At 76.1% G+C, this 23449-nt stretch carries 23 protein-coding genes; 13 read left to right on the top strand and 10 right to left on the bottom strand.

The genetic code is table 11. From position 1 onward, the window contains the following. The first annotated feature begins 160 nt into the window (after positions 1 to 160). The 5 genes from IE329_RS23615 to IE329_RS23595 all read left to right on the top strand — a co-directional run bounded on the left by IE329_RS23615 (position 161) and on the right by IE329_RS23595 (position 3740). On the top strand, positions 161 to 655 hold the full coding sequence (locus tag IE329_RS23615) for a hypothetical protein (protein ID WP_190212964.1): 495 nt from the start codon (positions 161 to 163) through the stop codon (positions 653 to 655). 190 nt (positions 656 to 845) lie between these two features. Next, positions 846 to 2006, top strand: coding sequence for a hypothetical protein (locus IE329_RS23610; protein WP_190212963.1), 1161 nt, complete (start codon positions 846 to 848; stop codon positions 2004 to 2006). After that, the gene (locus IE329_RS23605) at positions 2003 to 2230 is read left to right on the top strand and encodes a hypothetical protein (RefSeq protein WP_190212962.1); all 228 of its coding nucleotides are present in this window, start codon (positions 2003 to 2005) and stop codon (positions 2228 to 2230) included. The genes IE329_RS23610 and IE329_RS23605 overlap by 4 nt, the downstream gene beginning before the upstream one ends. Then, a complete protein-coding gene (locus IE329_RS23600) occupies positions 2218 to 2817 on the top strand; it encodes a hypothetical protein (RefSeq protein WP_190212961.1) in 600 nt (199 codons plus the stop codon). Before IE329_RS23605 ends, IE329_RS23600 begins: the two co-directional genes overlap by 13 nt. Continuing rightward, entirely contained in the window at positions 2814 to 3740 is a 927-nt protein-coding gene (locus tag IE329_RS23595; RefSeq protein ID WP_190212960.1) for a DUF2797 domain-containing protein, read from the top strand. The genes IE329_RS23600 and IE329_RS23595 overlap by 4 nt, the downstream gene beginning before the upstream one ends. 52 nt (positions 3741 to 3792) lie before the next feature. Here IE329_RS23595 and IE329_RS23590 read toward each other — a convergent pair whose 3' ends face one another. From IE329_RS23590 to IE329_RS23570, 5 genes are all read right to left on the bottom strand, one after another. Beyond that, positions 3793 to 4014 (bottom strand): helix-turn-helix domain-containing protein, encoded by a 222-nt coding sequence (locus IE329_RS23590; protein WP_190212959.1) that lies wholly within the window; start codon positions 4012 to 4014, stop codon positions 3793 to 3795. After that, complete coding sequence (locus IE329_RS23585) at positions 4014 to 4499, bottom strand: DUF2975 domain-containing protein (protein ID WP_190212958.1); 486 nt, start codon at positions 4497 to 4499, stop codon at positions 4014 to 4016. Before IE329_RS23585 ends, IE329_RS23590 begins: the two co-directional genes overlap by 1 nt. Before the next feature lie 221 nt (positions 4500 to 4720). Beyond that, positions 4721 to 5713, bottom strand: coding sequence for a LacI family DNA-binding transcriptional regulator (locus tag IE329_RS23580; RefSeq protein ID WP_190212979.1), 993 nt, complete (start codon positions 5711 to 5713; stop codon positions 4721 to 4723). 203 nt (positions 5714 to 5916) lie between these two features. After that, positions 5917 to 6390 (bottom strand): HD domain-containing protein, encoded by a 474-nt coding sequence (locus IE329_RS23575; protein WP_190212957.1) that lies wholly within the window; start codon positions 6388 to 6390, stop codon positions 5917 to 5919. An 80-nt stretch (positions 6391 to 6470) separates the two neighbouring features. Further along, entirely contained in the window at positions 6471 to 6755 is a 285-nt protein-coding gene (locus IE329_RS23570; RefSeq protein ID WP_190212956.1) for an HPr family phosphocarrier protein, read from the bottom strand. Positions 6756 to 7194: 439 nt separating this feature from the next. Here IE329_RS23570 and IE329_RS23565 point away from each other — a divergent pair, with 439 nt between their 5' ends. From IE329_RS23565 to IE329_RS23555, 3 genes are all read left to right on the top strand, one after another. After that, positions 7195 to 7956, top strand: a complete 762-nt coding sequence (locus tag IE329_RS23565; RefSeq protein WP_190212955.1) for a DeoR/GlpR family DNA-binding transcription regulator — start codon at positions 7195 to 7197, stop codon at positions 7954 to 7956. Further along, positions 7953 to 8897 carry a 1-phosphofructokinase gene (gene pfkB, locus IE329_RS23560; protein WP_190212954.1) on the top strand — a complete coding sequence of 315 codons (945 nt, stop codon included), beginning with the start codon at positions 7953 to 7955 and terminating at the stop codon, positions 8895 to 8897. Before IE329_RS23565 ends, pfkB begins: the two co-directional genes overlap by 4 nt. 125 nt (positions 8898 to 9022) lie before the next feature. Further along, complete coding sequence (locus IE329_RS23555; RefSeq protein WP_190212953.1) at positions 9023 to 11083, top strand: PTS fructose transporter subunit IIABC; 2061 nt, start codon at positions 9023 to 9025, stop codon at positions 11081 to 11083. A 177-nt stretch (positions 11084 to 11260) separates the two neighbouring features. Here IE329_RS23555 and IE329_RS23550 read toward each other — a convergent pair whose 3' ends face one another. Further along, positions 11261 to 11524, bottom strand: a complete 264-nt coding sequence (locus IE329_RS23550) for a dsRBD fold-containing protein (RefSeq protein WP_190212952.1) — start codon at positions 11522 to 11524, stop codon at positions 11261 to 11263. Positions 11525 to 11719: 195 nt separating this feature from the next. Here IE329_RS23550 and IE329_RS23545 point away from each other — a divergent pair, with 195 nt between their 5' ends. Together IE329_RS23545 and IE329_RS23540 are read left to right on the top strand one after the other, a co-directional pair. After that, positions 11720 to 12748: a DMT family transporter gene (locus IE329_RS23545; protein WP_190212951.1), complete on the top strand. Its 1029-nt coding sequence runs from the start codon at positions 11720 to 11722 to the stop codon at positions 12746 to 12748. A 108-nt stretch (positions 12749 to 12856) separates the two neighbouring features. Then, on the top strand, positions 12857 to 13552 hold the full coding sequence (locus IE329_RS23540; RefSeq protein ID WP_190212950.1) for a DUF6629 family protein: 696 nt from the start codon (positions 12857 to 12859) through the stop codon (positions 13550 to 13552). On the opposite strand, the gene IE329_RS23535 is transcribed toward IE329_RS23540, so the two are convergent. Beyond that, complete coding sequence (locus IE329_RS23535) at positions 13503 to 14942, bottom strand: phytoene desaturase family protein (protein ID WP_190212949.1); 1440 nt, start codon at positions 14940 to 14942, stop codon at positions 13503 to 13505. The genes IE329_RS23540 and IE329_RS23535 overlap by 50 nt on opposite strands. Positions 14943 to 15003: 61 nt before the next feature. After that, positions 15004 to 16995 carry a serine/threonine-protein kinase gene (locus IE329_RS23530; RefSeq protein WP_190212948.1) on the bottom strand — a complete coding sequence of 664 codons (1992 nt, stop codon included), beginning with the start codon at positions 16993 to 16995 and terminating at the stop codon, positions 15004 to 15006. Between the two features lie 210 nt (positions 16996 to 17205). Here IE329_RS23530 and IE329_RS23525 point away from each other — a divergent pair, with 210 nt between their 5' ends. The 3 genes from IE329_RS23525 to IE329_RS23515 all read left to right on the top strand — a co-directional run bounded on the left by IE329_RS23525 (position 17206) and on the right by IE329_RS23515 (position 21209). Then, positions 17206 to 18381 carry an FHA domain-containing protein gene (locus IE329_RS23525; RefSeq protein WP_229927693.1) on the top strand — a complete coding sequence of 392 codons (1176 nt, stop codon included), beginning with the start codon at positions 17206 to 17208 and terminating at the stop codon, positions 18379 to 18381. A 342-nt stretch (positions 18382 to 18723) separates the two neighbouring features. Further along, positions 18724 to 20103 (top strand): glycoside hydrolase family 16 protein, encoded by a 1380-nt coding sequence (locus IE329_RS23520; RefSeq protein ID WP_190212946.1) that lies wholly within the window; start codon positions 18724 to 18726, stop codon positions 20101 to 20103. A gap of 269 nt (positions 20104 to 20372) precedes the next feature. Further along, positions 20373 to 21209: an SAM-dependent methyltransferase gene (locus IE329_RS23515; protein ID WP_190212945.1), complete on the top strand. Its 837-nt coding sequence runs from the start codon at positions 20373 to 20375 to the stop codon at positions 21207 to 21209. A gap of 76 nt (positions 21210 to 21285) precedes the next feature. On the opposite strand, the gene IE329_RS23510 is transcribed toward IE329_RS23515, so the two are convergent. Then, entirely contained in the window at positions 21286 to 22725 is a 1440-nt protein-coding gene (locus IE329_RS23510) for an MFS transporter (RefSeq protein WP_190212944.1), read from the bottom strand. Next, positions 22722 to 23423 (bottom strand): ArsR/SmtB family transcription factor, encoded by a 702-nt coding sequence (locus IE329_RS23505; protein ID WP_190212943.1) that lies wholly within the window; start codon positions 23421 to 23423, stop codon positions 22722 to 22724. Before IE329_RS23505 ends, IE329_RS23510 begins: the two co-directional genes overlap by 4 nt. Between the last annotated feature and the right edge of the window lie 26 nt (positions 23424 to 23449).

Genomic DNA, 23449 nt, shown 5'->3' with positions numbered 1-23449 from the left:
CTGCGCAGCGGGATGCCCGTCGATGACGGCGCTGCTCCGCCCTCCGGCCGCGAGCCCCGCCCGTCCCGGAACCGGGTACCTGAACCTGAAGGGGCGGTGTCGGGCCGCAGGGTGGTACCCCGAGCCGGTCGGTGGGTTGCGGTCGCGTCAGGATGAGCGCATGAACGGGAATGAAGCGGATCTGCGGGCGTTGCTGCGCGAGCTCGATGATCCGCAGTGGCTGGAGCGGCCGCAGCACTACGACCGCGGCGGGATCGCGGCCCGCTTCGGCGATCTGGTGGCCCGGCTCGAAGGCGAATTCTCAGCCCCCTGCACGGCTGAGCAGGACACCCAGGACTCCAGCGAGTTCGGACGGGTCACGGTGCCCGGGGACGCGACCGTGTGCGGGACCCGGATCGTCGTCTGTGTGAGCAAGTTCGGCTCGCTGGCTCTGGTCTGCGCGGACAACCCGGGTGCCTTCCTGGGCACGGACGAGGCCCGGGCCGAGGGCGAGCTGGACGACGCGGACCTTGCCAAGGTTGACGGGGTGTTGGCCGAGCTCGGCTATGCGGTGGTTCCCGAGGAACTGCTGGAGAGCGACTACGACGGGCCGGGCCGGCTTCCTTCGCATGTTCAGTGGCCCACCTGGTGGCATCGCTTCTTCGGCATCTTCTGACGATCACGTCGGCCGGTCGTGCCGGCCGTCGACGCCCCGGCCCGGTCCCCGCCCGGGCACCCGGCGGGCGTCATCGGCCGGCCTCACGGGCCGTGCCGCCGGGCGGAGGGCCGCCCCGGACGCCGGACCGGCCCGATGATCTCCACTGCTAGATTTTGCGGATCGTTGAACGACGAACCGGGGGATCTCCATGCTTCGCAGTGCCCGCAGACACCTGCTCCTGGCGGTCGCCGCCGCACTCGCCCTCTCCGCCTGCGCCGGCGGCACCGGGCCCGCAACCCCCTCGGCGGCCCCGCCGGCCGCGACCCCGCAGGGCCCGGCAATCGCCGGGAAGGACCGGGTGGTGGTCGCCTGGTGCGAGCGGTTCGGGGCGCCCTCCCCGGTCTCCGCCGACGGCAAGGTGCACGTGATCACCGTCGAGGCGCTGTCCGTGCCGGACGGGGCCCGGATCGCCCGGCAGAAGGTCACCCTGCCGGAGCGCGGCTCGGTCGACGCCCTGTGCGGACAGCCGCGCAGCACCACTGCGGCCGCCGACCGGGCCCTGTTCAACGCGGACTTCACCCTGATCGCCGGCACCGCTCCCCGCCCCGGTGGCGACGGCCTCGGAGCGACGGCCTTCACCGTGCCCGGCGGCACCCCGGTGGACGGCCCGAAGCCGGCCGCCGCGGGCGACGACAGCGCGCCGGCGTTCCAGCCCGGCACCTCGGTCCTCTGGTACGCCACCGGCGACCGGCAGGTGACCAGCCGTGACCTGGGCACGCCGGGAGCGGCCCCGACCCCGCACGGGGCGGCACCGGGGGTCGACTTCGTCCTGGCCGGCGACCAGCCCTGGCTGCGGCGGCCGTTGGAGAGCAAGGCCGACCAGGTCGCGGTGTCCCCCGACGGGCAGGTGGCGGTCGGCACGGGCCTGTCGCTCTGGCACCGGACCGACCCGGCCTCCTCGTACGCGGCCGAGTACGTCGAGCCGGTGCTGATCGGCCGCGCCGCCAACGGCCGCGCGGCCCTGCCGGGTTCGGAGCATGCCCCGTACTGCAGCCCGATCGGGTGGACCAGTGACGTCACCCTGTTCTGCGGCGGCGACAACCTCTACCTGCTCACCTTCAGCGCCGACCGCGGGAGGCTCGAAACCGCGACGGCGCTCCTGCCGCCCGCACACTTCCGCCGGGTCGACAGCGCCGCACTCGCCCCCGACGGCCGTTCGCTGGCCTACCTCGCCAGCGAGGACGAGCACACCGTCCTCTACCGGCTCGACCTCGCCCCGGGCGCCGTGCCGAGCGTGGTGGGGTCGATCGGCATGCCCCCCGAGGGGGTCGTGAACCCCCTCACCCCGCGCCTGATCGCCTGGCTGTGACCGCCGCTCACGGCGGCGGCCGTCCGGTGCCGGGTGACGGCAGGGGTCTGCTGCCCGCCGTTCCCCGGCAGGCCGATCCCCGGCCGGGCGTGCCCTCGGTGGTCACGCCGCTCGGCACGCTGTCCGTCTCCGCCGTGATCGACCACTGGCGGCTCCCGGGCCGGCCCCCGGCGGCCTTCACCGTGCCCGGTGGGAGCACCGGATCGCCGCCGTGGAACTGCTGATCACGCCGTTCCCGCCGCTGCCCTACGAGGACGGGCTGCCGCTGGACGGCTGCTGGAGCGCCGTCCGGCTGGTGACGGCGCACGCCCGGCTGGGACGGGTGGCGCTGACCGCCGCCTTCGACCTGCTGCCCGACGGCGTGGCGGGCGCCGCCGCCCCCGGCCAGGGCGTCGCGGCCGTCGAGTTCTGGAACGACACGACCGGGCTGACCCTCGGCAGCGACGACGAGGAGGGGCTCTGCTTCCGTGCGGCCCGCGGCGCCGGCCTGCCGTCCCGCTGGGCCGGCTGCTTCGACGACGTCCACGCCTGGCCGCCGCGCGTGAAGTGGGGCGTGGAGTACCTGGCGGGCGGGCGCGGCCTGCGCTGGGCGCTGCCCCCGCCGGAGCGGGGTGAGGAGGGCCTGGTGAACGTCGTCGCCTGCCGGCGGGACGCGACGCCCGGGGACGAGCTGGACGCGAGCACCTGGTTGGGTGCCATGGCCGGCCACGTCCTCGATCACGTGGCGGCCGCCGCCCGCGGTGACCGGCCCGGGCAGCCGGCCCCCTCGGCGGTCGGTGTCAGTGCCACGTCGTACGCTCACCGACCGTGACCACTTCCGCCCCGCAGCCGCCCGCCGCCGGCTGGACCGCCACCGGCCTGCGCTGGCAGGACGGCCGCCCGGTGCTCACCGCGCGCAACGGCGGCCGGGAGCACGCCCGGGCCGTGGCGAGCGGGACGCCGGTGGGCTGGCTGGTGGGCGGGCCGCGCCGCTGCACCGGCGTCCGGACCTCCGGCGGGCACCGTCCGTGCCCGTTCGGGGCGGTCGTCGAGGCCGCCGGCAAGGCCGTCCAGTGCCAGTCCTGCCAGGACGCCGACCCCGGGCTGGCCCTCGCCCGCGACCAGGTCCTGGACAACGGGCGCACCTACCGGCTCTACCTCGCCTGGTTCGGGCCGGGGGTGGTGAAGGTCGGCATCACCGCCGAACAGCGCGGCACCACCCGGCTGCTGGAGCAGGCCGCCCTCGGCTGGACCTTCGTCGGGCGCGGCCCGCTGCCCGGCGTACGGCGGGCCGAACTCACCGTCGCCCAGGCCGGCCTGGCCCGTGAGCGGCTCACCACCCGGACCAAGTCGGCCTGCTGGTGGGACGTGCCGGACGCCGCGACGCGCCGCCACGAACTCGTCGAGCTGCGTGCCTCGGTGCTGCGTCTGCTGGCGGGCCACGCGATCGAACTGCTGACGGACCAGCCGCTCGCCGACCACGTGGAGCTGTTCGGGCTGGAAGCCGGCGCACCGCCGCTCTACCACGAGGTCACCGCGCTGCACGACGGCGCCACCCTGGCCGGGACGCTCCGCCCGCCGATCGGCCGGCACCTCTTCCTCGACACCGGTCCGCAGGACCCGCCGCTGCTGCTGGACACCCGCCTGCTCACCGGCTGGACGCTGGCCCCCGCCGGCCCCACCGCGTGCACCGGGCTGGCGACGGGCGTGCGGCGCCGGCCGGAGGACAGGGGCGCGCAGGAGTCGCTGTTCTGACCGGCGTCCCGAGGCGGCCGGGCGGGCGCGGGCGGCCGCCCCGCGGGGCACGTCATCCGCCCGCGGCGTCCTCGGCCTCCCACCGCAGCAGGTCACCCGGCTGGCACTTGAGCACCTCGCAGAGCGCGGCGAGCGTCGCGAAACGCACCGCCTTGGCGCGGCCGTTCTTGAGTACCGCCAGGTTGGCGGGAGTGATCCCCACCCGCTCCGCGAGCTCGCCGACGGACATCTTGCGCCGGGCCAGCATCACGTCGATGTCGACGGTGATCGGCATCAGATCACCTCGTCCAACTCGGCCTGCATCCGGGCCGCCTCGCCGTCCAGCGCGACGGCCTGGGTGAGCAGCATCCGCAGCACCAGCACCACCAGGGCGACCCCCAGGATGGCGACGCCGATCCCGGCCATGATCACCGTGACGCCCGGGTCCTCCCGCTGGCCCGGCGCGTTGACGGCGGTGACCGCGAACCAGACGAGGGCGGCCGCCACGATCGAGCCGATCACACCGTCCACGTACCGGAAGGCGGCGTGCGAGAACACCGTCCCGCGTCGCACCATCGCCACCAGTCGCCAGACGCAGACCACCGCGACCTGGACCGACACCAGCCCCAGGATCGTGATCAGGCGCAACGGGGTCAGCGGGAGCGACCCGTCCTCCGGGTCGGTGGCCAACGCCCACACCAACCCCACCTGCACGAGCACGGTGCCGACGAGCACCAGCATGAGGATGGCGCGCAGCGCGCGCACCGTCAGCTTTCCCATGAACCATCCCTCCATCGAGTTGCGATGGGAATCTATCGATTTTCGATAGGTGGCGCAAGCGTGGGAACGGCAGGGTTGGCTGGGATTCCGCACCGCGGGGAGAGCCGCCCGCCGGACCGTACGGACCGGGCCGGCGCCGGCCCCGCTCCGGCGCGCACGCCGGACGTCCCCCGCTGCCGGGCAGCGGGGGACGTCCGGCCCGGCGGGGCCCTGGGCCTGTCCTACCGCTGCGCGGCGGGCCCGGTGCTGCGGCGGAGCACCATCTCCGGGGAGACCAGGGCGTGGCTGGGGCTCGCGCCACCGCCGTCGCCCAGTTCGGCGACCAGCAGTTCCAGGGCGCGCCGGCCCAGTTCGCCGAAGCCCTGGCGGACGGTGGTCAGCGGCGGGGTGAAGTAGGCGGCCTCGGGGATGTCGTCGAAGCCGACCACGCTGACGTCCTCGGGGATGGCCCGGCCGGACTCGTGCAGGGCCCGCAGCAGCCCGAGGGCCATGTGGTCGTTGGCGCAGAACACCGCGCTCACCTGCGGATCCTCGGCGATCCTGAGGCCCGCCTCGTAGCCGGAACGGGAGCTCCAGTCGCCGGTCAGCACGGCCGGCACCCGGGCGCCGGCCGCCTCCAGCGCCTTGCGCCAGCCGTCCTGCCGGGTGGTGGTCTCCAGCCAGCCGGCCGGGCCGGCGATGTGGTGCACGGTCGCGTGCCCGAGGTCGAGCAGGTGGCGGGTGGCGGCGAGCGCCCCCGCCTCGTTGTCCACCGCGACCATCGGCACCCGGGACCGGCTGCCCGATCCGATCGCGACGACCGGCACGGTGGTGGTCAGCTTGGCCACCGCGCTGACCGCCGAGATCTGCGGGGCGAGGACGACGACGCCCTCCACGCCCTGGTCCCGCAGCCGGTCCACGGCCTCCTGCACGGAGCGGCTGTCCAGCGAGCGGAGGCTGGCCACGCTCACGAAGTAGCCGGCGCTGCGGGCGGCCTGCTCGATGCTGTCCAGCATCGAGGCGGGCCCGTACAGGGCACTGCCGAAGCTGACCACACCGAGGGTCTGCGAACGCCGGGTGACCAGTGCCCGGGCCGCCGAGTTGGGGCGGTAGTCGAGCTCGCGGATCGCGGCCAGCACCCGGTCCCGGGTGTCGGGCCGGACGTGCGGCGCACCGTTCAGGACCCGGGAGACCGTCTGGTGGGACACTCCCGCGACCCGGGCCACGTCCGCCATCACGGGCTGGCGCGGCTCGGGCTCGGTGCTTCCTGCTGCCACTCGTGGCCCCCTCGTCGGTTCGGCACCACGACTCTCTCATGAGTGCGAACGGGAGTGTATTGGTTCACGCCCACAACGGCCGGCCCCGGCGCCGGGCGGCCGTCAGCCGGGGCGGACCGGCCCCCGGACCGGGCCGGCGGCCGCGCGGGACGGGCGCCGGCTCAGCCCGCCGGGTGCCCGGCGTCCGCGGGCCCGGGCAGGCCCAGCAGGCGGTGCATCCGGGCGTACTTCGCGGTGAGCCGCTCCCCGGTGGCCCGGTCCAGGGCGGACAGCCGGACCGGGTCGGCGTTGTGGGCGAGATCGGCCTGCTTGACGAGCAGGGCGCCCGGGGTGGCCAGGATCCGCGCGGCGTACTCCTCGGGGGCCTCGCCGGACCGCTTGGTGACGGCGGCGACGATCGCCTTGACCGCCGGCGGGAGCGGCGCCGTGTCCAGCCACTGCTGGGTCAGCGCGTCGTCCTCGACCGCGTCGTGCAGCCAGGCCGCGGCGATCTGCTCCGTGCTGCCGCCGCGCTCGCGCACCCCGCCGGCCACGGCGGCCAGGTGCTCGGCGTACGGCCGGCCCGCCTTGTCGACCTGCCCGTCGTGGGCCCGCCGCGCGATCGTCTCCACCTCGGCCAGGCTCAGGAAGTCCATCCCGACATGCTAGGCCGTGCCGGTCGAGGCCCGGGGCGTGGGGCCGGGACGCCCGCTCACCGGCCGTCCCCGTTGTCGAATCACCGGCCGTCCCCGTTGTCGAAGTCGCCGCCGAGCAGGCCGGCGAGTTCGTCCAGCGCGGCCTGGGCGTGGGCGTGGTCGCCGTCGGTGGCCAGCTCCAGGGTGTCTCCGTAGCAGGCCGCCAGCGTCAGGACGGCAAGCAGGCTGCGGGCGTCCACCGGGTTGCGGCCGGGCTTGCGGACGGTCACCCGGACGGGCTGGCGGGCGGCGGCCCGGGCGAAGAGCGCCGCCGGGCGGGTGTGCAGGCCGGCGGGGGAGCCTACGGAGACGAGGAGTCGGGGCACGGGGACCTCCCTGGGTGGTGGCGGCAGGTGGCGGGGCGGCGAGGGTCGGGAGGCGGCGGTGGCCGGCGGCGGAGATGCTGACGGCGATGTGTCGGCGGCGGGGGCGGGTGACGCGGCCGGGATGGGTGACGCGGCCGGCCGGGGAACGGGATGCGGGATGCGGGCCCCGGAGTACGCACGCGGTGACGAGGGGCGGGAGGCGGCCGCGGTGCGCGGTGGCGACCGGGCCGGCGCCTCCGGGTTTCGACGGAAAGCCGGGAGCGGATGTGGTTCCACGTCCGCCGAAGGGGCGTTTCCATTGGTTCTACGTCCGATTACATGATCAAGTCAACAGATTCGGGCATAACGGGACGGCCCGGTTTCCTGGGCTTTCCCGTCGGCCGCGCGTATCGTCTGGGTCAATCAGGCGTAACCGGACAGGAAACGGACCCAAACCCACATGTATGCAGCGGAGCGGCAGCAGCAGATCCTGTCGCTGGCCCAGCAGCGCGGCAGGGTCGACGTACCCTCGCTCGCCGAGGAGTTCGGCGTCACCCAGGAGACCGTCCGGCGCGACCTGAGCGCGCTGGACCGGGCCGGGCTGCTGCGCCGGGTGCACGGCGGCGCGCTGCCCGCCGGCGGCCTCCACCTGGAGCCCGGGCTGGCCGAGCGCGACAGCACGGCGGCCGGCGAGAAGGAGCGGATCGCCAGGGCCGCGCTCGCCCTGCTGCCCGCCGACGGCAGCGTGCTGCTCGACGCCGGCACCACCGTCTCCCGGCTCGCCGCCCTGCTGCCGCTGGACAGCGCGCTGACCGTGGTGACCAACGCCCTGCCGGTGGCCGCCCGGCTGGCCGACCACCCCGACCTCACCCTCCACCTGGTCGGCGGACGGCTGCGGCACCGCACCCAGGCCGCCGTCGACGCCTGGGCCCTGCGGGACCTCGCCGACATCCACGCCGACCTGGCGGTGATCGCCACCAACGGCTTCGACCCCGAGGGCGGGCTCAGCACCCCGGACCTCGCGGAGGCCGCGGTGAAGCGCGCCATGGTCGGGGCCGCCCGGCGGGTGGTGCTGGTCGCCGACTCCGCCAAGTTCGGCACCCGGCACTTCGCCCGGTTCGCCTCGCTGAGCCAGGTCGACGTCCTGGTCACCGACACCGGGCTGTCCGACGAGCGGGCCGCCGGCATCGAGCGGCTCGGGCCGGAGGTGATCCGCGCGTGATCGTCACGATGACGCCGAACCCCAGCCTGGACCGGACCTACGAGCTGGACCGGCTGCACCGGGGCGCGGTCAACCGGGCCGCCTCCGAGCGGGTGGACCCGGGCGGCAAGGGCGTCAACGTGGCCCGCACGCTGACCGCCGCCGGACACCGGACCACCGCCGTGCTGCCGCTCGGCGGCTCCGCCGGACCGCTGCTCTCCGGCCTGCTGCTCCAGGAGGGGATCCGGGTGGCGACCGTGCCGGTCCGGGGCGAGACCAGGACCAACGTCACCGTGGTCGAGGGCGACCGCGTCCTCACCAGGATCAACTCGCCGGGGCCGGAACTGACCGCGCCGGAGGCGGCCGCCCTGCTCGCCGCCGTCCGCGAGGACTTCGCCGGTACCCGGGTGGACTGGCTGGCCTGCTGCGGCAGCCTGCCGCGCGGCCTGGCCCCCGGGTGGTACGCCGAACTCGTCGGCCGGGTGCGCGACCGCGGCGCCCGGACCGCGGTCGACACCTCGGGCCCCGCCCTGCTCGCCGCCCTCGGCGCCCGGCCGGACGTGGTGAAGCCCAACCGGGAGGAGCTGGCCGAGGCGGCCGGCCGCGAGGTGGCCACCGTCGGCGACGCCTTCGAGGCGGCCCGCCACCTGGTCAAGCAGGGCGCCCGGCAGGTGCTGGCCGGCCTCGGCGCGGACGGCATGCTGCTGGTCTGCGAGGAGGGCAGCTGGTTCGGCACCGCGCCGGTCGCCGTCGTCCGCAGCGACGTGGGGGCGGGCGACGCCTCCCTCGCCGGGTTCCTCGGCGCCGGCGGCGCCGGGCCCCGGGCACTGGCGGCGGCGCTGGCGCACGGGGCCGCCGCCGTCGGGTTGCCGGGCAGCGCGATGCCGGGCCCGGCCGACCTCGATCCGGACACGGTCCAGGTCACCGCCGACCTGCCGTTGGAGCGGCCGCTGGCCGGCTGACCGCGCGCCCGGGGCGCGACCCCCGGACACCGGCCGGACGCGGACCGCGGCCGGGACGGACCCCGGGGGCAACGGGAACCAGGCCATGGGACCCACCAGGCACCGACCGCTGAAGGACCACCACCGTGCACGACTCCGGCAGGCTGATCACTCCCCCGCTCGTCGACCTCTACCTCGCCCCCGGGGAGAAGGCGGAGGCCCTGCGCTCGCTCGCCCAGCGGCTGCTCGCCGAGGGCCGGATCACCGACCTCGACGGGTTCCTCGCCGACGTCGCCGCCCGCGAGGCGCGGGCGCCGACCGGCCTGGGCGAGGGCATCGGCGTCCCGCACTGCCGCTCGGCGCATGTCACCCGGCCCAGCCTGGCCTTCGGGCGCAGCGCGCGCGGCCTGGACTTCGACGCCCCGGACGGCCGCCCGGCCGACCTGGTCTTCATGATCGCGGCGCCGGACGGCGCGGACGAGGACCACCTGCGGATCCTGGCCGCGCTGGCCCGCCGGCTGACGGACCCGGGGTTCACCGGCGCCCTGCGGGCCGCCACCGACCCGACCGCCGTCGCCGCCCTGGTGAACGGCGAGGACGCGCCGGCGGCCCGCGCACCGGCTCCCGCACCGGCCGCCGGCGCCGAACCGCCCACCGGACCGGCCGCCGGCGCCGAAGCGCGCGCCGACGGGCCCGCCGACGGACCCGCCGAGGGGTCCTGGCCCCGGCTGGTCGCCGTGACCTCCTGCCCGACCGGCATCGCGCACACCTACCTGGCCGCCCGGGCCCTGGAGCAGGCGGCGGCCCGGGCCGGTGCCGAGATCCGGGTGGAGACCCAGGGTTCGGCCGGCTCCACCCCGCTCGCCCCCGAGGTGATCGCGGCGGCGGACGCGGTGATCCTCGCGCACGACGTGGAGGTCAGGGACAGGGGCCGGTTCGCCGGGAAGCCCACGGTGGACGTCGGCGTGCGGGCGGGCGTCCACCGCGCGGACGAGCTGGTCGCCCGGGCGGTCCGGGCCGCGCGGGCCGCCGATCCGGCCGGCCCGGACCGGGTCGGCGCGGACGCCCGGGCGGCGGGCGGCGGCCCGGTCACCGGCCGCCGGGAGGACCACTGGGGCAGTCGGCTCCGGCAGTACCTGATGACCGGCGTCAGCTACATGATCCCGTTCGTGGCGGCGGGCGGGCTGCTGATCGCGCTGGCCTTCGCGATCGGCGGGTACGAGATCTCGTCCGCCGCCTCCGTGGTCGGCCACTTCGACTGGGCCTCCCGGCAGAGCTGGGCCGCGATGCTCTTCCAGGCCGGTACGGCCGCCTTCGGCTTCCTGGTGCCGGTCCTCTCCGGCTACATCGCGTACGCCGTCGCCGACCGGCCGGCCCTGGCTCCGGGCATCGTCGGCGGCGCGATCTCGGTGACGGTCGGCGCGGGATTCCTCGGCGGCCTGGTCTCCGGGCTGGCCGCCGGCTTCCTGGTCCGCTGGATGGTGCGCCGGCGGGTGCCGGGGGCGGTCCGGGGGATCATGCCGGTGGTGGTGATCCCCCTGGTGTCGGTCGCGGCGGTCGGCTTCCTGATGTTCGTGGTGGTGGGATCGCCGATCGCCTCGGCGATGAGCGGCCTGACGAACTGGCTGAACAGCCTGTCCGGCACCAACGCGATCCTGCTGGGCGTGCTGCTGGGCGCGATGATGGCCTTCGACCTGGGCGGCCCGCTCAACAAGGTCGCCTACACCTTCGCCGCCGGCGCGCTCACCACGGCCGGCTCCGCCCCGGACGCCGGCAGCCTCAAGGTGATGGCCGCGGTGATGGCGGCCGGGATGACCCCGCCGCTGGGGATGGCGCTGGCGACCACCGTCCGGGCCCGGCTGTTCACCCGGGAGGAGCGCGAGAACGGCAAGGCGGCCTGGGTGCTCGGGGCCTCGTTCATCACCGAGGGCGCGATCCCGTTCGCCGCCGCCGACCCGCTCCGGGTGATCCCGGCCGCGATCGCCGGCAGCATGACCGCCGGCGGCCTGGTGATGGCCTTCGGCTCCACCCTGCGGGCCCCGCACGGCGGCATCTGGGTGCTGCCGCTGATCGGCGCCCCCTTCCTGTACCTGCTCGCGATCGTGGCCGGCACGCTGGTCACGGCCCTGCTCGTACTGCTGCTGAAGGGCATCCGCGGCAAGGACCCGGCCGTCCCGGAGCCGGGGAGCGTACGCGCGGGCGTCTGACCCGCGGGCGTCCGAGCCGCCGAACCGTCTGCCCTCTGCCCCCCGGATCCGGTGGTCGGGTGCCCGGGCGGCCGTCACCGGGCGGCACCCACGGCCGGGTGCACGGCGTCCCCCGGCCCCGGGCGCGCCGCACCCGCCGGCCGGACGCATCGGGGACCGGTCGGGCCGGCGGGTCCGTCAGTAGATCAGGTAGGCGGGGCGGTGCCCCTCGTCGTCGATCTCGCCGACGGCCTGGCTGCGCAGCTTGCGGGAGAGTTCCTCCAGCGCCCGGGCGGCCGCCATCTCCTCGCCGATCCGGGCCAGCGGCCGGTCGTCGGCGCTCCGGACGGATTCACCGTGGGCGTTCAGGCCCGGCGCCCGCGCGCCGACCAGTCTGGCCTCGCACTCGGTGTGCACCCCGTCCTCCTCGAAGCTCAGCTCCACATCCCACTGGTTGTGCATGCCGCACCTCCTGGCGCAGACCCCCCTCGTCGCACCCGCTCCCACCAGCGTGCGCCCGCGCGGGGCCCGGCTGCAAGCCTTGCATGAGGGCGCGACGCGCGACGCGCGCGCCGTCGGCGGACCGGCCCCGGCCAGGCCCCCGGCGGTAGGCTGGCGGCAGCGCGCCGTGGCACCGGGCCGGCCGGACCGGCTCGGATGCGGCGCAGCCACCAGACCTTTGGGTGGTCCTCCGTGGTGGTCTTCCTCCTGGCTGTCGGCGCGGCCTGCTGCCTGGGTCTCGGGTTCGTCCTCCAGCAGCAGGCGGCCCAGCGCGCACCGCGCTCCGACCTGCTGCACTGGCGGCTGCTGCTGGACCTGATGAGGATGCCGCAGTGGCTGCTGGGCACCGCGTTCATGGTCAGCGGGCTGGCCCTGAGCGCCCTCGCCCTGGACAAGGGCGAGGTCTCGCTGGTCGAGCCGCTGCTGGCCACCAACCTGCTCTTCGCGATGGCCCTGGCCCGGGTCCTGACCCGGCAGTCGCTCGGCCGCTCCGGCTGGTGCGGGGTACTGCTGCTGGCCGCCGGGGTGACGGCGTTCATCGTGGCCGGCAAGCCGCAGGGCGGCGGGACGGAGGCGGGCGCGCTGCGGCACTGGCTGACGGTCGGCATCGTGGTCGGGCTGACCCTGCTGCTGGTCTCGACCGCCCGCCGGATGCCGCTGCTGGAGGAGGCCACCCTGCTCGCGCTGGCCGCCGGCCTGCTGTACGGCCTCCAGGACGCGCTGACCCGGACGGTCGCGCAGCGGCTGGACAACCACGGGCTCGGCGAGGTGCTGCGCACCTGGGAGCCGTACGCGGTGCTGGCCGCCGGTGTGGTGGGGCTGCTGCTGGTGCAGAGCGCCTTCGAGGCGGCGCCGCTGCGGATGTCCCTGCCCGCGCTGACGGCGGCCCAGCCGCTCACCGGGATCGCCTGCGCGGTGGCCTTCCTCGGCGACCGGTTACGGGTCACGCCGGTCGCGCTGGCCTGGGAGGCGGCCGGGCTGGTCTGCATCGTGGTCGGGGTGGTGATGATCGGCCGCCACCCGGCCATGCCCGGCTCCGGACATCGCCACGGCCCCCTGCACCGCCACAGCGCCGAACCGGACGCCGCCTCCGACGCCGACACGGGCACCGGGACCGGCAGCGGCAGCGGGACGGACGGCGGCAACGGCTCAGGCCCGGACGCCGGCCCAGGCCCCGGCCCCTGACCGTCCGGCCGTCCGGCCGCCCCCGGTCGGCGCAGCGCACGTCTCCGCAACCCCCGTCACCCAGCCCCCGTCACCACCGCGAGCGTCACCACCCCCTGGAGGCCCCCGATGTGCTGGAGCGCCGAGGCCGACCTGGTGGCGGGTGTCGTCGTCAGCGGCTTCGGCCTGGCCTGCCTGGCGCAGGTCCGGCGGGCCGGTCAGCTGCCGCTGGCCGCCCTCCCGCTGGTGCTGGGGGTGCACCAGCTGATCGAGTCGGCGGTCTGGCTCGGCGTCGACGGCCGGATCGGGCCCGGGCCCGCGCAGTGGGCCCGCACCGCCTGGGCGGTGATCGCCCTGCCGCTGCTGCCCGCCCTGGTACCGGTCGGCGTCCTGCGCGCCGTCCCCGGTGCGCGGGGGCGCGGGCGGCGGACGGCCCTGGCCGTGCTCGGGGTCCTGGTCGCCGCGGCGCTGGCGGTGGCCGTCGCGGTGCACCCCGTCACCGCGGAGGCCGACGGGCACGCGCTGTCGTACGCGGTCGGCGTCCCGTTCGCGCCGGTGCTGATCGCCGGGTACCTGCTCAGCACGGTGGGCTCGCTGCTGCTCAGCGGCGACCGGGTGCTGCGGCTGCTCGGCGTGCTGACCGGCGCCGGCGCACTGGCGGGCGTGCTGCTCTGGCGGCTGGCCTTCGCCTCGGCCTGGTGCGCGCTGGCGGCGCTGGTCAGCGTGCTGCTGCTGTGGTGGGTGCGTCAGGACGGCCGCCCCGGCGCCACCCTGCTCACCGCCCGGCGAGTCCCAGGCCGCGCAGGGCGGAGCGGGCCGCGTTGAACCCGCACATCCCGTGCACCCCGCCGCCGGGCGGGGTCGCCGCCGAGCACAGGTAGACCCCCGGGACGCCGGTGCGGTAGGGGTCGAGGGCGGCCCGCGGCCGCAGCAGGGTCTGCCGGAGCGTGTTGGCGCCGGTGCCGATGTCACCCCCGACGTAGTTGGCGTTGTGCCGCTCCATCCCGGCCGGCGAACGGCCGGCCAGGGCGACGATCCGGTCCCGGAGCCCGGGCGCGAAGCGCTCCACCTGGTCCAGCACCGTATCGGTGGCGTCGCCCTGGTAGCCGTGCGGCACGTGCGCGTACACCCAGACCGGGTGCACGTCGCCGGCCGAGCGGCCGGGGTCGGCGAGGTACTGCTGCGAGACCAGGACGAACGGGCGCCGGGGCATCCGGCCGGCGTGCACCTCCCGTTCGGCGAAGGCGATCTCCTCCAGGGTGCCGCCCACGTGCACGGTGCCGGCCCGGCGGCACGCCTCGTCGGTCCACGGCACGCCGCCCTCGACCGCGAGGTCGAGCTTGAAGGCGCCGGGCCCGTACTGCCAGCGCCGGTAGGCGCGCCGCACCCGGGTGGGCATCAGCTCCCCGCAGATGTCCGCGGCCGCGCCCGGCGCCACGTCCAGCATCACGGTGGCGACCGGCGGCAACTCGTCCAGCGACCGGACCCGCACGCCGGTCTCGATCCTGCCGCCGAGCTCCCGGAGCGCGGCGGCCAAGGCGTCCGTGACGGTACGGGAGCCGCCCCGGGCCACCGGCCAGCCGAACCGGTGCCCGGCGGTGAGCAGCATCAGGGCGAAGGCCGAGGTCATCGGACGGTTCAGCGGCTGCATGGCGTGCGCGGCGGCGCCGGCGAACAGCGCGCGGGCCTGATCGGTGCAAAAGCGCCGGGCCGTCAGGTCGGCGGGCCGGAGCGCGCGCAGTCCGAAGCCCGCCGTCCGCAGCGGGTGCCGGGGCACCCGGAGAGCGGGCCGCAGGACGTCCTCGGCCAGCTCGTCGAAGCCGGCGGTCAGCGGCCCGAACAGCCGCTGCCAGGCCGGGCCGTCCGCCCCGAGCCCTGCCGCCGTCAGGCCGACCGGGCGGACGACCACGCCGGCCGGGGCGGCGTCCAGCGGATGGGCGAGGTCGATCTCCGGCCGGCACCACTCGACACCGTACTTCTCCAGGCCGGCCGAGCGCAGGAACGGCGAGCCGACGCCCAGCGGGTGCACCGCCGAGCAGTGGTCGTGCAGGAGGCCGGGGACGGTCAGCTCCCCCGACCTGGTGCCGCCGCCGATCTCCGCCTCGGCCTCCAGCACCGTGACGGCGATCCCCTCCCGGGCCAGCACCAGCGCCGCCGCCAGCCCGTTGGGGCCCGAGCCCACCACGATCGCCTCACCCGTACGAGCTGCGTCCATGCTCCGCATCGTCGCAGACGCCCGGCCGGCCGGGGCGGGCCGGGCGTCTGCGACGATGCGGTCAGCCGGGCAGCGACCAGACCGTCAGCTTGCCGACGATCTCGTAGAACTCGTCGGTCGGGTTGAGCGCGGTGATCTCCAGCATGGCGAGGTCACCCTTGGTGGTGACGGTGCACAGCAGGGAGCCGACGGGCATCACCCCGGGCAGCTGCTTCATGGTGACCGGGCTGCGCAGCGGGGCGCCGTCGGCGGCCTCCCGGCACTGCTCGGGGGTGCGGCCGGCGCTCTTGCCGGTGCCCTCCTCGAAGACCAGCTCGCTCTTGTCGGCGGCCTGGAAGTACTCCCACTCCTCCTCGTACACGTCCTGGCCGCTCTTCACCTTGGGCGCGTCGAAGTCGACCGTGGTGTAGAGCGAGTGGCCGGATCCGTTGACGGTCAGTGGCTTGTCCTGGAACTTGAGCGTGTAGGTGACGGGCTTCGCCGCGTCCCCTCCGGGCTTGCCGTCCCCGCCGGGCGAGGCCGGGCCGCCGGTGCTCGCGCCCGCCGCGGGGGCCTTGGTCTCCCGGGCGGACGGGTCGCCGCCCTTGTCCCCCTGGCTCACGATCCAGCCCACGGCCGAGACCGCGACCACCGCCGCCACCACGGCGGCCAGCGCCAGCCGGACCTTCCGGTTCCCCCCGGGGGCCGGCGAGACCCCGGCCGGCCCGGCGACCGGCGGGACGGGACCGCCGGGGTACGGGGGCGGGTACGGCCCGGGCTGCTGCTGGTGGGCGGGCGCCGGGGCCTGGTACGGCGGTACCTGGTGCTGTGGCGCCTGGTACGGCGGTGCCTGGTGCTGCAGTGCCTCGTACTGCGGCGCCGGCTGTCGCGGCGGCGCAGCGGGACGGTCCGGCGTCTGCTGCTGCGGCGGGCGGGCGGGCGGCCCGGGCTGCGGCGGGTGGGCCGGCGGCGGGACCGTCGCGGGCGGGCCGGTCTGCGGTGAGCCCGTCGAGGGCACGCTCCCGGACGGCCCGGACCGCGCCGGGGCGCTCGGCGAAGCGGCCGGCGGGACGCTCGCAGGGGGGAGCGTGACCGGTGCGTCCGCGGGCGCGTCCAGCGGGACGCCCCCGGGGGTGTCCGCCCGGACGGCCGCGGCCTGGGCCTCCCGTGCGATTCCGGCCCGGCGGGCGATCTCGGCCAGCACCGGCTCCGGCAGCCAGCCGGCGAAGTCGTGCGGCACCTGGCCGACCGCCTCCGCGCAGAGCCCGGCCAGCTCGCCCGCCGTCGGCCGGTCGGCCGGGTCGGCGGCCAGGCAGCGCTCCAGGATGCCCCGCAGCGGCTCCGGGTACCCACCGAGTTCCGGCGGCCGGAAGGCGGTGTTGACGATCTTCGCGACCAGCGTGATGGTGCCGCCGCTGCCGTACGGGTGCCGGCCGGTGGCGGCCACCGCCGCGACCAGGGCCAGCGAGAAGATGTCGCTGGCCGGGGTCAGCGGCTCGCCGCCGGCGTGCTCCGGCGACATGAACTCCGGGGTGCCGATCAGCCCGCCGCTACGGGTGAGCCTGGTGGAGTCGGCGGCGCGGGCGATGCCGAAGTCGATCACCCAGGGCCCGTCGGCGCCGAGCAGGATGTTGCTCGGCTTGAGGTCACGGTGGATCACCCCGGCCGCGTGGATGGCCCGCAGCGCCTCCGCCACCGCGCCGACCAGTTGCAGGGTGGTGGCCACCGGCAGCGGCCCGCCCTCGTCGAGGGCCTCGTCCAGGGCCAGGCCGGCCACGAAGGAGGAGGCCAGCCAGGGCCGTTCACCCGTGGTGTCGTGATCCACCACCGGCACGATGTGGTACCCCGAGACCTGGCGGGCGGCCCGCACCTCGTGCTGGAAGCGCCGGCGGAACTCCGCGTCCAGGGTGTACTCGTTGCGGATCACCTTGAGCGCGACGGGCTGCCGGCCACGGGTGTAGGAGAGGTACACCACCCCCATCCCGCCCGCCCCCAGCCGGGCCAGCAGGGGATAACCCGCCAGCTCCTGCGGGTCGTCGGGCCCCAGCGGTTTCAAGTACCTTGCGTCGCCCATGCCGTTGATGTGATCGCCCTCCCCGGTCTGATCGCAGAGTGATGCTACTGGGCCGCACCGACGGCGGCAGCGGATTCCCTGACCCGGCGGCAGGCCGGTCCGGCCGGAGGACGCCCGCGCGCCGGACCGGGCGGCGTACAGTGCGCTGTGACCGGCGGTCCGCCGTCCGGGCCCGGCATGACGCATCGTCAGCGAACGGTTGGAGACGCGGTGGAGAAGCACCTGACAGCCTCGGCGGACCGGGCCGACTACCTGGTGGACCTCTCCAACATCGTCCGGGACACCGCGCTCGGCGGGACGGCCGCCCGCTCCCTGCGCCGCCTGGAGCTGGTCGTCAAGGCGCTGGTGACGCTGACCGGGGATCCCGGGGTGACGCTCTACCTGGTGGCCGACCGCAGTCTGCTGGCCGGGGCGCGGGAGTTCGGCGATCCCGAGGACGTCCGGCTGCTGCGGCACTGGGTCGCGGAGGGCCTGGTGGAAGAGGTCGGCGACGCCGACGAACGGGTGCTGGAGATCGCCGGGATGACCGGCACCCGGGTCGTCACCGGCGACCACTACGCCTCCTCCCGGGACGAGCACCCCTGGCTCCAGGGCAACACCTGGCAGTTCCTCAAGCCCGAGCGGCGGCACGGCCGGCTGCCCGGGCCCGGCGTGGTGGTGCTCGTCCCGCTGGACATGGGCCACCGCAGCGCGGTGGAGATCTCCCGCCGGCTGGAGCTCGACGCCCTGAAGAAGCAGGGCCTGCTGGACGCCCGCCGGACCCCGCTGGCCGAGGTGGTCCGGCGCTCCTGGAGCTGCCCCGAGCGGCGCTGCTCGCTCTACGACACCCGCAGCGGCGGGCGGATCCTGCTGCCGCGGATGCGGCGCGGGGTGCCCACCTGCGAACTGCACGGCACGGCGCTGCTGGAGGCCGGGCCCCGCACCGGGACGGCGCAGCTCAAGGCGGTGCTCGACGGCGTCTGCGTGGCCCGCTACACGCTGGACGAGGGCTCGCTGACCGTCGTCGGGCGGAGCCCCGGCACCGACGGCATCGCGCTGCACGCCCTGCTCCCGGCCGAGCGCGCGGCCCGGGTCAGCCGCCGGCACCTCGGCGTCTCGGTGCGGCAGGGCACCGTCCGGGTCGAGGACGTCAGCACCTACGGCACCCGGGTCCGGCGGGCCGACCGGCGCGGGCGGCTCGGGCTCTGGCAGCCGCTGCCCCCGCGGACCGAGCAGGGGTTCCGGCCCGGGGACGAGCTGGAGCTCGCGCCCGGGGTGGTCCTGGTGCGCAGCGGCCGGCTCTTCCCCGCCGAGCTGTCCGACGTCTGGCGCGCCGCGGCGGGCCGGACCCCGCCGCCGACGTACGCCTCCGGCCCCACCCAGGTGCCGGGCCGGTCGCTGCCCTGACCGGCCCGCCGCGCGGTCGCCGGGGCCGGTGCGGACAGCGGCCGGGAGGCGGCCCGCACACGGGCCCGGGCCCTGCCGGGGCCCTCGCGGCGGGCGGGCGCGGGCTGTGGGGTGTCTCACCTGTGCCCGAGGTCACATCGGCCCGCGAGGCGTCCACCGCACCCGCGCCCACCAGGCACTTTGTCGGCGAACGAGCCGCCCGGTGGGCGGCATGCGCCAATTCCGGCGGTTGCGCGGGACCAGCTGCTTACCGCAGGCTCCACCTTCATCGGGCTCTCATCCGCTCCTGCCGCGGGTGGGGCCTGCCACGTTGAGGGGGGGTAGGAAAGGTTCCCCCACAGCATGATCAATCACGCGAAACACCGCCGCAGCAAGCCGGCCGCCTGGAAGCGCGCGGCCGCCGCCGGGCTCGCCACCGCGACCGTGGCCACCGGTGCCGCCGTCTGGGCGGTCCAGTCCCAGGCCGCGACGCTCCCCGTGGTCGTCGACTCGCTGACGCTCTCCACGGACACGCCCTCGGCCACCGCCCCGGTGACCGCGACCGCCAAGGTCCACGCCGGCAAGCGGATCAGCCTGCAGAGCCTGACCGTCGCCGTCCGGGCCGCCAACGGCGCCAACTACGACTTCCCCGGGGCGATCCAGACCACGCTGGGTACCTCGCAGACGACGTTCAAGCCCGACAGCCGGACCTTCCCGGCGGGCAAGTACACCTACTTCGTCGCCTACAAGGCCGGCGGCGTCTGGAAGAACCTGACCCCGGTCGGCACCTTCACCTCGGGCGCCGTCGCGCCCGCCCCGACGCCGACCCCGACCAGCACGCCGACGCCGACGGCCACGCCGAAGCCCACGCCCAGCGCGACGGCGACGCCCAGCCCGTCCGCCACGGCGACCCCGAAGCCGAGCCCCTCGCCGACCCTCACCCCGTCGCCGACGGCCACGCCGAAGCCCACCCCCAGCGCGACGGCGACGCCCACTCCGACGCCGACGCCCACCCTGACGCCGACGCCGAGCCCGAGCGCCTCCTCCTCCCCCGCAGCCGGCGGCCCGCTCGGCATCGCCGGCAGCTGGCGCCCGGTCTTCGCGGACGAGTTCAACAGCAGCAGCCTGGACAGCTCCAAGTGGACCCCCAACTGGCTCGGCTGCCCGACCTGCACCACGCCCCCGGTCACCGGCTCGGAGACGGCGGCCTACGCCCCGTCCCAGGTGAGCGTCGGCGGCGGCTCGCTGCACCTGACCACCGCCAAGCAGGACACCGTCGCCAACGGCAAGACCTACCCGTACCGCTCGGGCATGGTGCAGTCCAACGGCAAGGCCCAGTTCACCTACGGCGCCTTCGAGGCCAGGATCTACCTGCCGGCCGCCGGCACCACGATCGCCAACTGGCCGGCCTTCTGGACCGACGGCCAGAACTGGCCCACCGACGGTGAGATGGACATCATGGAGGGCCTGGGCGGCGACGCCTGCTACCACTACCACTCGCCCTCCGGCGGCCCCGGCGGCTGCACGCCGGGCAACTACTCCGGCTGGCACACCTACGGCGCGGAGTGGAAGCCGGGCTCGGTCACGTACTACTACGACGGCAAGCAGGTCGGCCAGATCACGACCGGCATCAGCTCCTCGCCGCAGTACCTGATCCTGAACAACGCGGTCAGCCCGGAGGGCGGCCAGATCGTGGCCCCCGCCGACATGCAGGTCGACTACGTCCGGGTCTGGCAGCACTGACCCGGCCCCGGCGGCCCGTCCGCCGGCCCACCGTCCCGCCGTACCCGCCCGTCCCCGTGACGGGCCGGGTCCGGCGGGACGGCCGCGTCCGGGGCGTCGCGGCGGACCGGCTCCGGCGGACGCCGGGCGACGGGAACGGACTGCGTGTCACATCCGATGCCCCTCGGGCCGGTTGCCGTGGCCAAGGAGCGGGACCGGCCGTCGCGCGCCGGGCCCGGCACCCCTATCCTGATCCCGACCGGGAGTGATCAAGGAGCGCGGAGGCAGCCATGGCCGAGAACACCTCATGGATGGACGGAACGGCGGAGGACTTCCGCCCGCCCAGCGATCTGCGGCCCGACATCCCGCACCCGGCCCGGATATACAACTACTTCCTCGGCGGCAAGGACCACTTCCCCGCCGACCGGGCCGCCGCCGAGCAGGTGCTGGCCTTCGCCCCGGCGACCCCCTCGGCCGCCCGCGCCAACCGGGCCTTCCTGCAGCGCGCCGTCCGGTACGTGGCCGGCGAGGGGATCACCCAGTTCCTGGACATCGGCACCGGCATCCCGACCGCGGGCAACACCCACGAGGTCGCCCAGCAGGTCGATCCCGCCGTGAAGGTCGTCTACATCGACAACGACCCGATCGTGCTGGCCCACGCCCGCGCGCTGATGGCCGGCCCGGGCCACGGCGCCACCACCGTGCTGCAGGCCGACCTGCGCGACCCGAAGTCGATCCTCACCGACCCCCGGGTGCGCGAGGCGATCGACCTGGACCAGCCGGTCGCCCTGATGCTGGTCGCCGTACTGCACTTCGTCGACGACGAGCTGGACCCGCACGGGATCGTCCGCACCCTGCTGGACGCGCTCGCCCCCGGCAGCTTCCTGATCCTCTCGCACGCCACCGGCGACTTCGACCCGCCGGAGCACTCGGTGGCCGGCAAGGCCGCCTACCAGAAGGCCGCCGCCCAGGTCAGCCCGCGTCCGTACGCCGAGGTGCTGCGGTTCTTCGAGGGCGTCGACCTGGTCGAACCGGGCCTGGTCGCCCCGCCGAAGTGGCGCCCGGAGGACCCGGAGGCCGCCGAGGCGTGGACCCCGGGCTACGGGGCCGTGGCCCGCAAGTCCTGACCGGCCGGGCAGGACGGCGGGCCGGCGGCGGGGGGGGGGGACGACACCGGCCCCGCGCCCGCCGCGACCGGCCCGCTCAGCCGGCGGGGGCGGCCGGTGCGGCCGTCCCCGCCGCCCGCCCGGGCGGGACGCCGGGATCCGCCCCGGCTCCCGTGACCTCGCCCGGGGCCGGGGCCGCAGCCGGGCCGAGGCCCGCCGCCGTGACCGCACCCTCGTCCGTAGCCGGGTCCGCCGCCCGCCCGCGGCCGCGCAGGCGGTCCATCTCCCGCCACTCCGGGCGCAGTCCGGTCAGGTTGGTGGTGAGGAAGTACGCGGTGCCGGCCACCAGCAGCGCCGGGGCCAGGCCCACGGCCGTCACCGCCGCACCCGCGATCAGCCCGCCGAACGGGATGCCCGCCCAGGCGAGCGAGTCGCCCAGCGCCCGGACCCGGCCCAGCAGCCTGGCCGGCACCCGCTCGAAGGAGATCGCGCCGAGGATCGGGTTGAGGAACCCGGAGCCGAAACCGCCGACCGCGAAGACGGCCAGCACCACCCACATCGGGGAGCCGAACGCCAGCACCAGGAACCGCGGCGCACCGGCCAGCAGGAACCCGGCGAAGAACACCACCCGGCGCCGCATCCGGTGCGCGACCGCCGCCGCGATCAGGCTGCCGGCCACCGCCGCGATCCCGAACGCGCTGCTGACCAGGCCGATGCCGGCCGGGCCCTGCCCGGACTCCTTGGCCCAGACCGGCACCAGGACGGTCATGAAGCCCGCGTCCAGCACGTTGGTGACGCCGACCATGACGATCACGGCCAGCAGCAGCGGCTCCCCGCGCAGGAAGGTGAACCCCTCGCCGAAGCGCCGCCAGTAGCCCGGCTCCGGCTCCCCCTCGGGCGCCGGCGGCAGGTCGGTGGCGCGGCCCATGCCCTTCGGCAGCGCAATCGCGATGATCACCGACCCCAGGCCGAAGGCCACCGCGTTGACCACCAGCCCGGACATGGGCCCGAGCAGCGCCACCAGCGCGCCGCCGGCGGCCGGTCCGATCGTCGAGGCGAGCCGCTCGGTCACCCCGCTCAGCCCGGTGGCCCGCTCCAGCGGCACCCGGCTGCGTTCGGCCGCCTCGGGGATCATCACCTCCTTCGCCAGGTCGCCCGGCCCGCGCACCGCGCCGACCACCGCCACCAGGCCGAGCAGGGCCCAGAAGGAGAGCAGGCCCTGGCTGTGCAGCAGTGGCACCAGCCCCACCGCGACCGCGCTGACCGCGTCGGTGCTCCAGGAGACGACGCGCGGACCGAGCCGGTCCACCACCGGCCCCGAGAACGCCTTGACCAGCACGTACGGGGTCATCTCGCAGAACGCGACCAGGCCCGTCCGGGTGGCGCTGCCGGTGGTGGCCAGGACGAACCAGGGCAGGGCGATGGCCGAGACCCGGGTGCCGGTCAGCGAGACGGCCAGCGCCGCCAGCAGCCCGGCGAGCGGCCTGGTCCGGCCCCGGCCGGGTATGCCGGCGACCGCCGGCGCGCCGCCGCTCACCGCCCCTCCAGCGGATCGCCGGGGGCGCCGAGGGTGGTGCGGCTGCCGGGGGTGGCAGGGTCCGCCGGGGCGGCGCCGGCCTCCGGGCCCTCGGCCGGCTGCGGCAGCAACTGGACGATCACCGCCACCCGTCCGGTGCCGTCCGGCCCGGCGGTCGCGTCCTCCGGCCCGGCCTGCCGGTACCGGCCGACCAGGTCGACGAGTTCGGCCCCGAGCCGGGTGGCCTCCTCGGGGGTCAGCCGCAGCGCCCAGTCGTTGAGGTCGAACACGTCCCGCCAGGGGCGGGGCATGGCCGGGAGGGCGTCCAGGGCCTGCTGCGCGGTCCGCGTGTGCGCGGCGACGATCGACTGCAGATAGCCGAGGGCGGCCTCGGGCTCCCGGTCGGCGAGGCCCGTGTCGGTGAACCAGGTGCTCCGGTGGACCGCGTGCCACCAACGCTCCCGCGCGTTCCCGCGCCCGGTGTCCTCGGCGACGAAACCGGCGGCGGCGAGCCGGCGCAGGTGGTAGCTGGTGGCGCCGGAGGTGAGGCCCATCCGTTCGGCGAGCCGGGTCGCGGTGGACGGCCCGTGCGTCCGCAGCAGCCCGACCAGCTGGACCCGGACGGGATGGGCCAGGGCCCGCAGGCCCTTGGCGTCGAGCTCCACAGCGCCCTCGGGGCGCGGCGGCCCGGCGGGCCGGCCGGCTTCTTCGTCCGTCATGGCAGGATCCTAGACCGCAAAGAGTT

This window comes from Kitasatospora indigofera (genome assembly GCF_014655955.1).
GTDB classification, from domain to species: domain Bacteria; phylum Actinomycetota; class Actinomycetes; order Streptomycetales; family Streptomycetaceae; genus Kitasatospora; species Kitasatospora indigofera.
The sequence above is the reverse complement of the archived record's forward strand: the minus strand, read 5'-3'. Positions and strand labels throughout refer to the sequence as shown.

Coding starts and splice junctions, on each gene's coding strand:
- IE329_RS23610 (WP_190212963.1), top strand. CDS start 846: ATGCTTCGCAGTGCCCGCAGACACCTGCTCCTGGCGGTCGCCGCCGCA.
- IE329_RS23590 (WP_190212959.1), bottom strand. CDS start 4,014: ATGCCGATCACCGTCGACATCGACGTGATGCTGGCCCGGCGCAAGATG.
- IE329_RS23520 (WP_190212946.1), top strand. CDS start 18,724: ATGATCAATCACGCGAAACACCGCCGCAGCAAGCCGGCCGCCTGGAAG.
- IE329_RS23540 (WP_190212950.1), top strand. CDS start 12,857: ATGTGCTGGAGCGCCGAGGCCGACCTGGTGGCGGGTGTCGTCGTCAGC.
- IE329_RS23575 (WP_190212957.1), bottom strand. CDS start 6,390: ATGGACTTCCTGAGCCTGGCCGAGGTGGAGACGATCGCGCGGCGGGCC.
- IE329_RS23505 (WP_190212943.1), bottom strand. CDS start 23,423: ATGACGGACGAAGAAGCCGGCCGGCCCGCCGGGCCGCCGCGCCCCGAG.
- IE329_RS23545 (WP_190212951.1), top strand. CDS start 11,720: ATGCGGCGCAGCCACCAGACCTTTGGGTGGTCCTCCGTGGTGGTCTTC.
- IE329_RS23615 (WP_190212964.1), top strand. CDS start 161: ATGAACGGGAATGAAGCGGATCTGCGGGCGTTGCTGCGCGAGCTCGAT.
- IE329_RS23550 (WP_190212952.1), bottom strand. CDS start 11,524: ATGCACAACCAGTGGGATGTGGAGCTGAGCTTCGAGGAGGACGGGGTG.
- IE329_RS23585 (WP_190212958.1), bottom strand. CDS start 4,499: ATGGGAAAGCTGACGGTGCGCGCGCTGCGCGCCATCCTCATGCTGGTG.
- IE329_RS23515 (WP_190212945.1), top strand. CDS start 20,373: ATGGCCGAGAACACCTCATGGATGGACGGAACGGCGGAGGACTTCCGC.
- IE329_RS23580 (WP_190212979.1), bottom strand. CDS start 5,713: ATGGCGGACGTGGCCCGGGTCGCGGGAGTGTCCCACCAGACGGTCTCC.
- IE329_RS23530 (WP_190212948.1), bottom strand. CDS start 16,995: ATGGGCGACGCAAGGTACTTGAAACCGCTGGGGCCCGACGACCCGCAG.
- IE329_RS23565 (WP_190212955.1), top strand. CDS start 7,195: ATGTATGCAGCGGAGCGGCAGCAGCAGATCCTGTCGCTGGCCCAGCAG.
- IE329_RS23535 (WP_190212949.1), bottom strand. CDS start 14,942: ATGGACGCAGCTCGTACGGGTGAGGCGATCGTGGTGGGCTCGGGCCCC.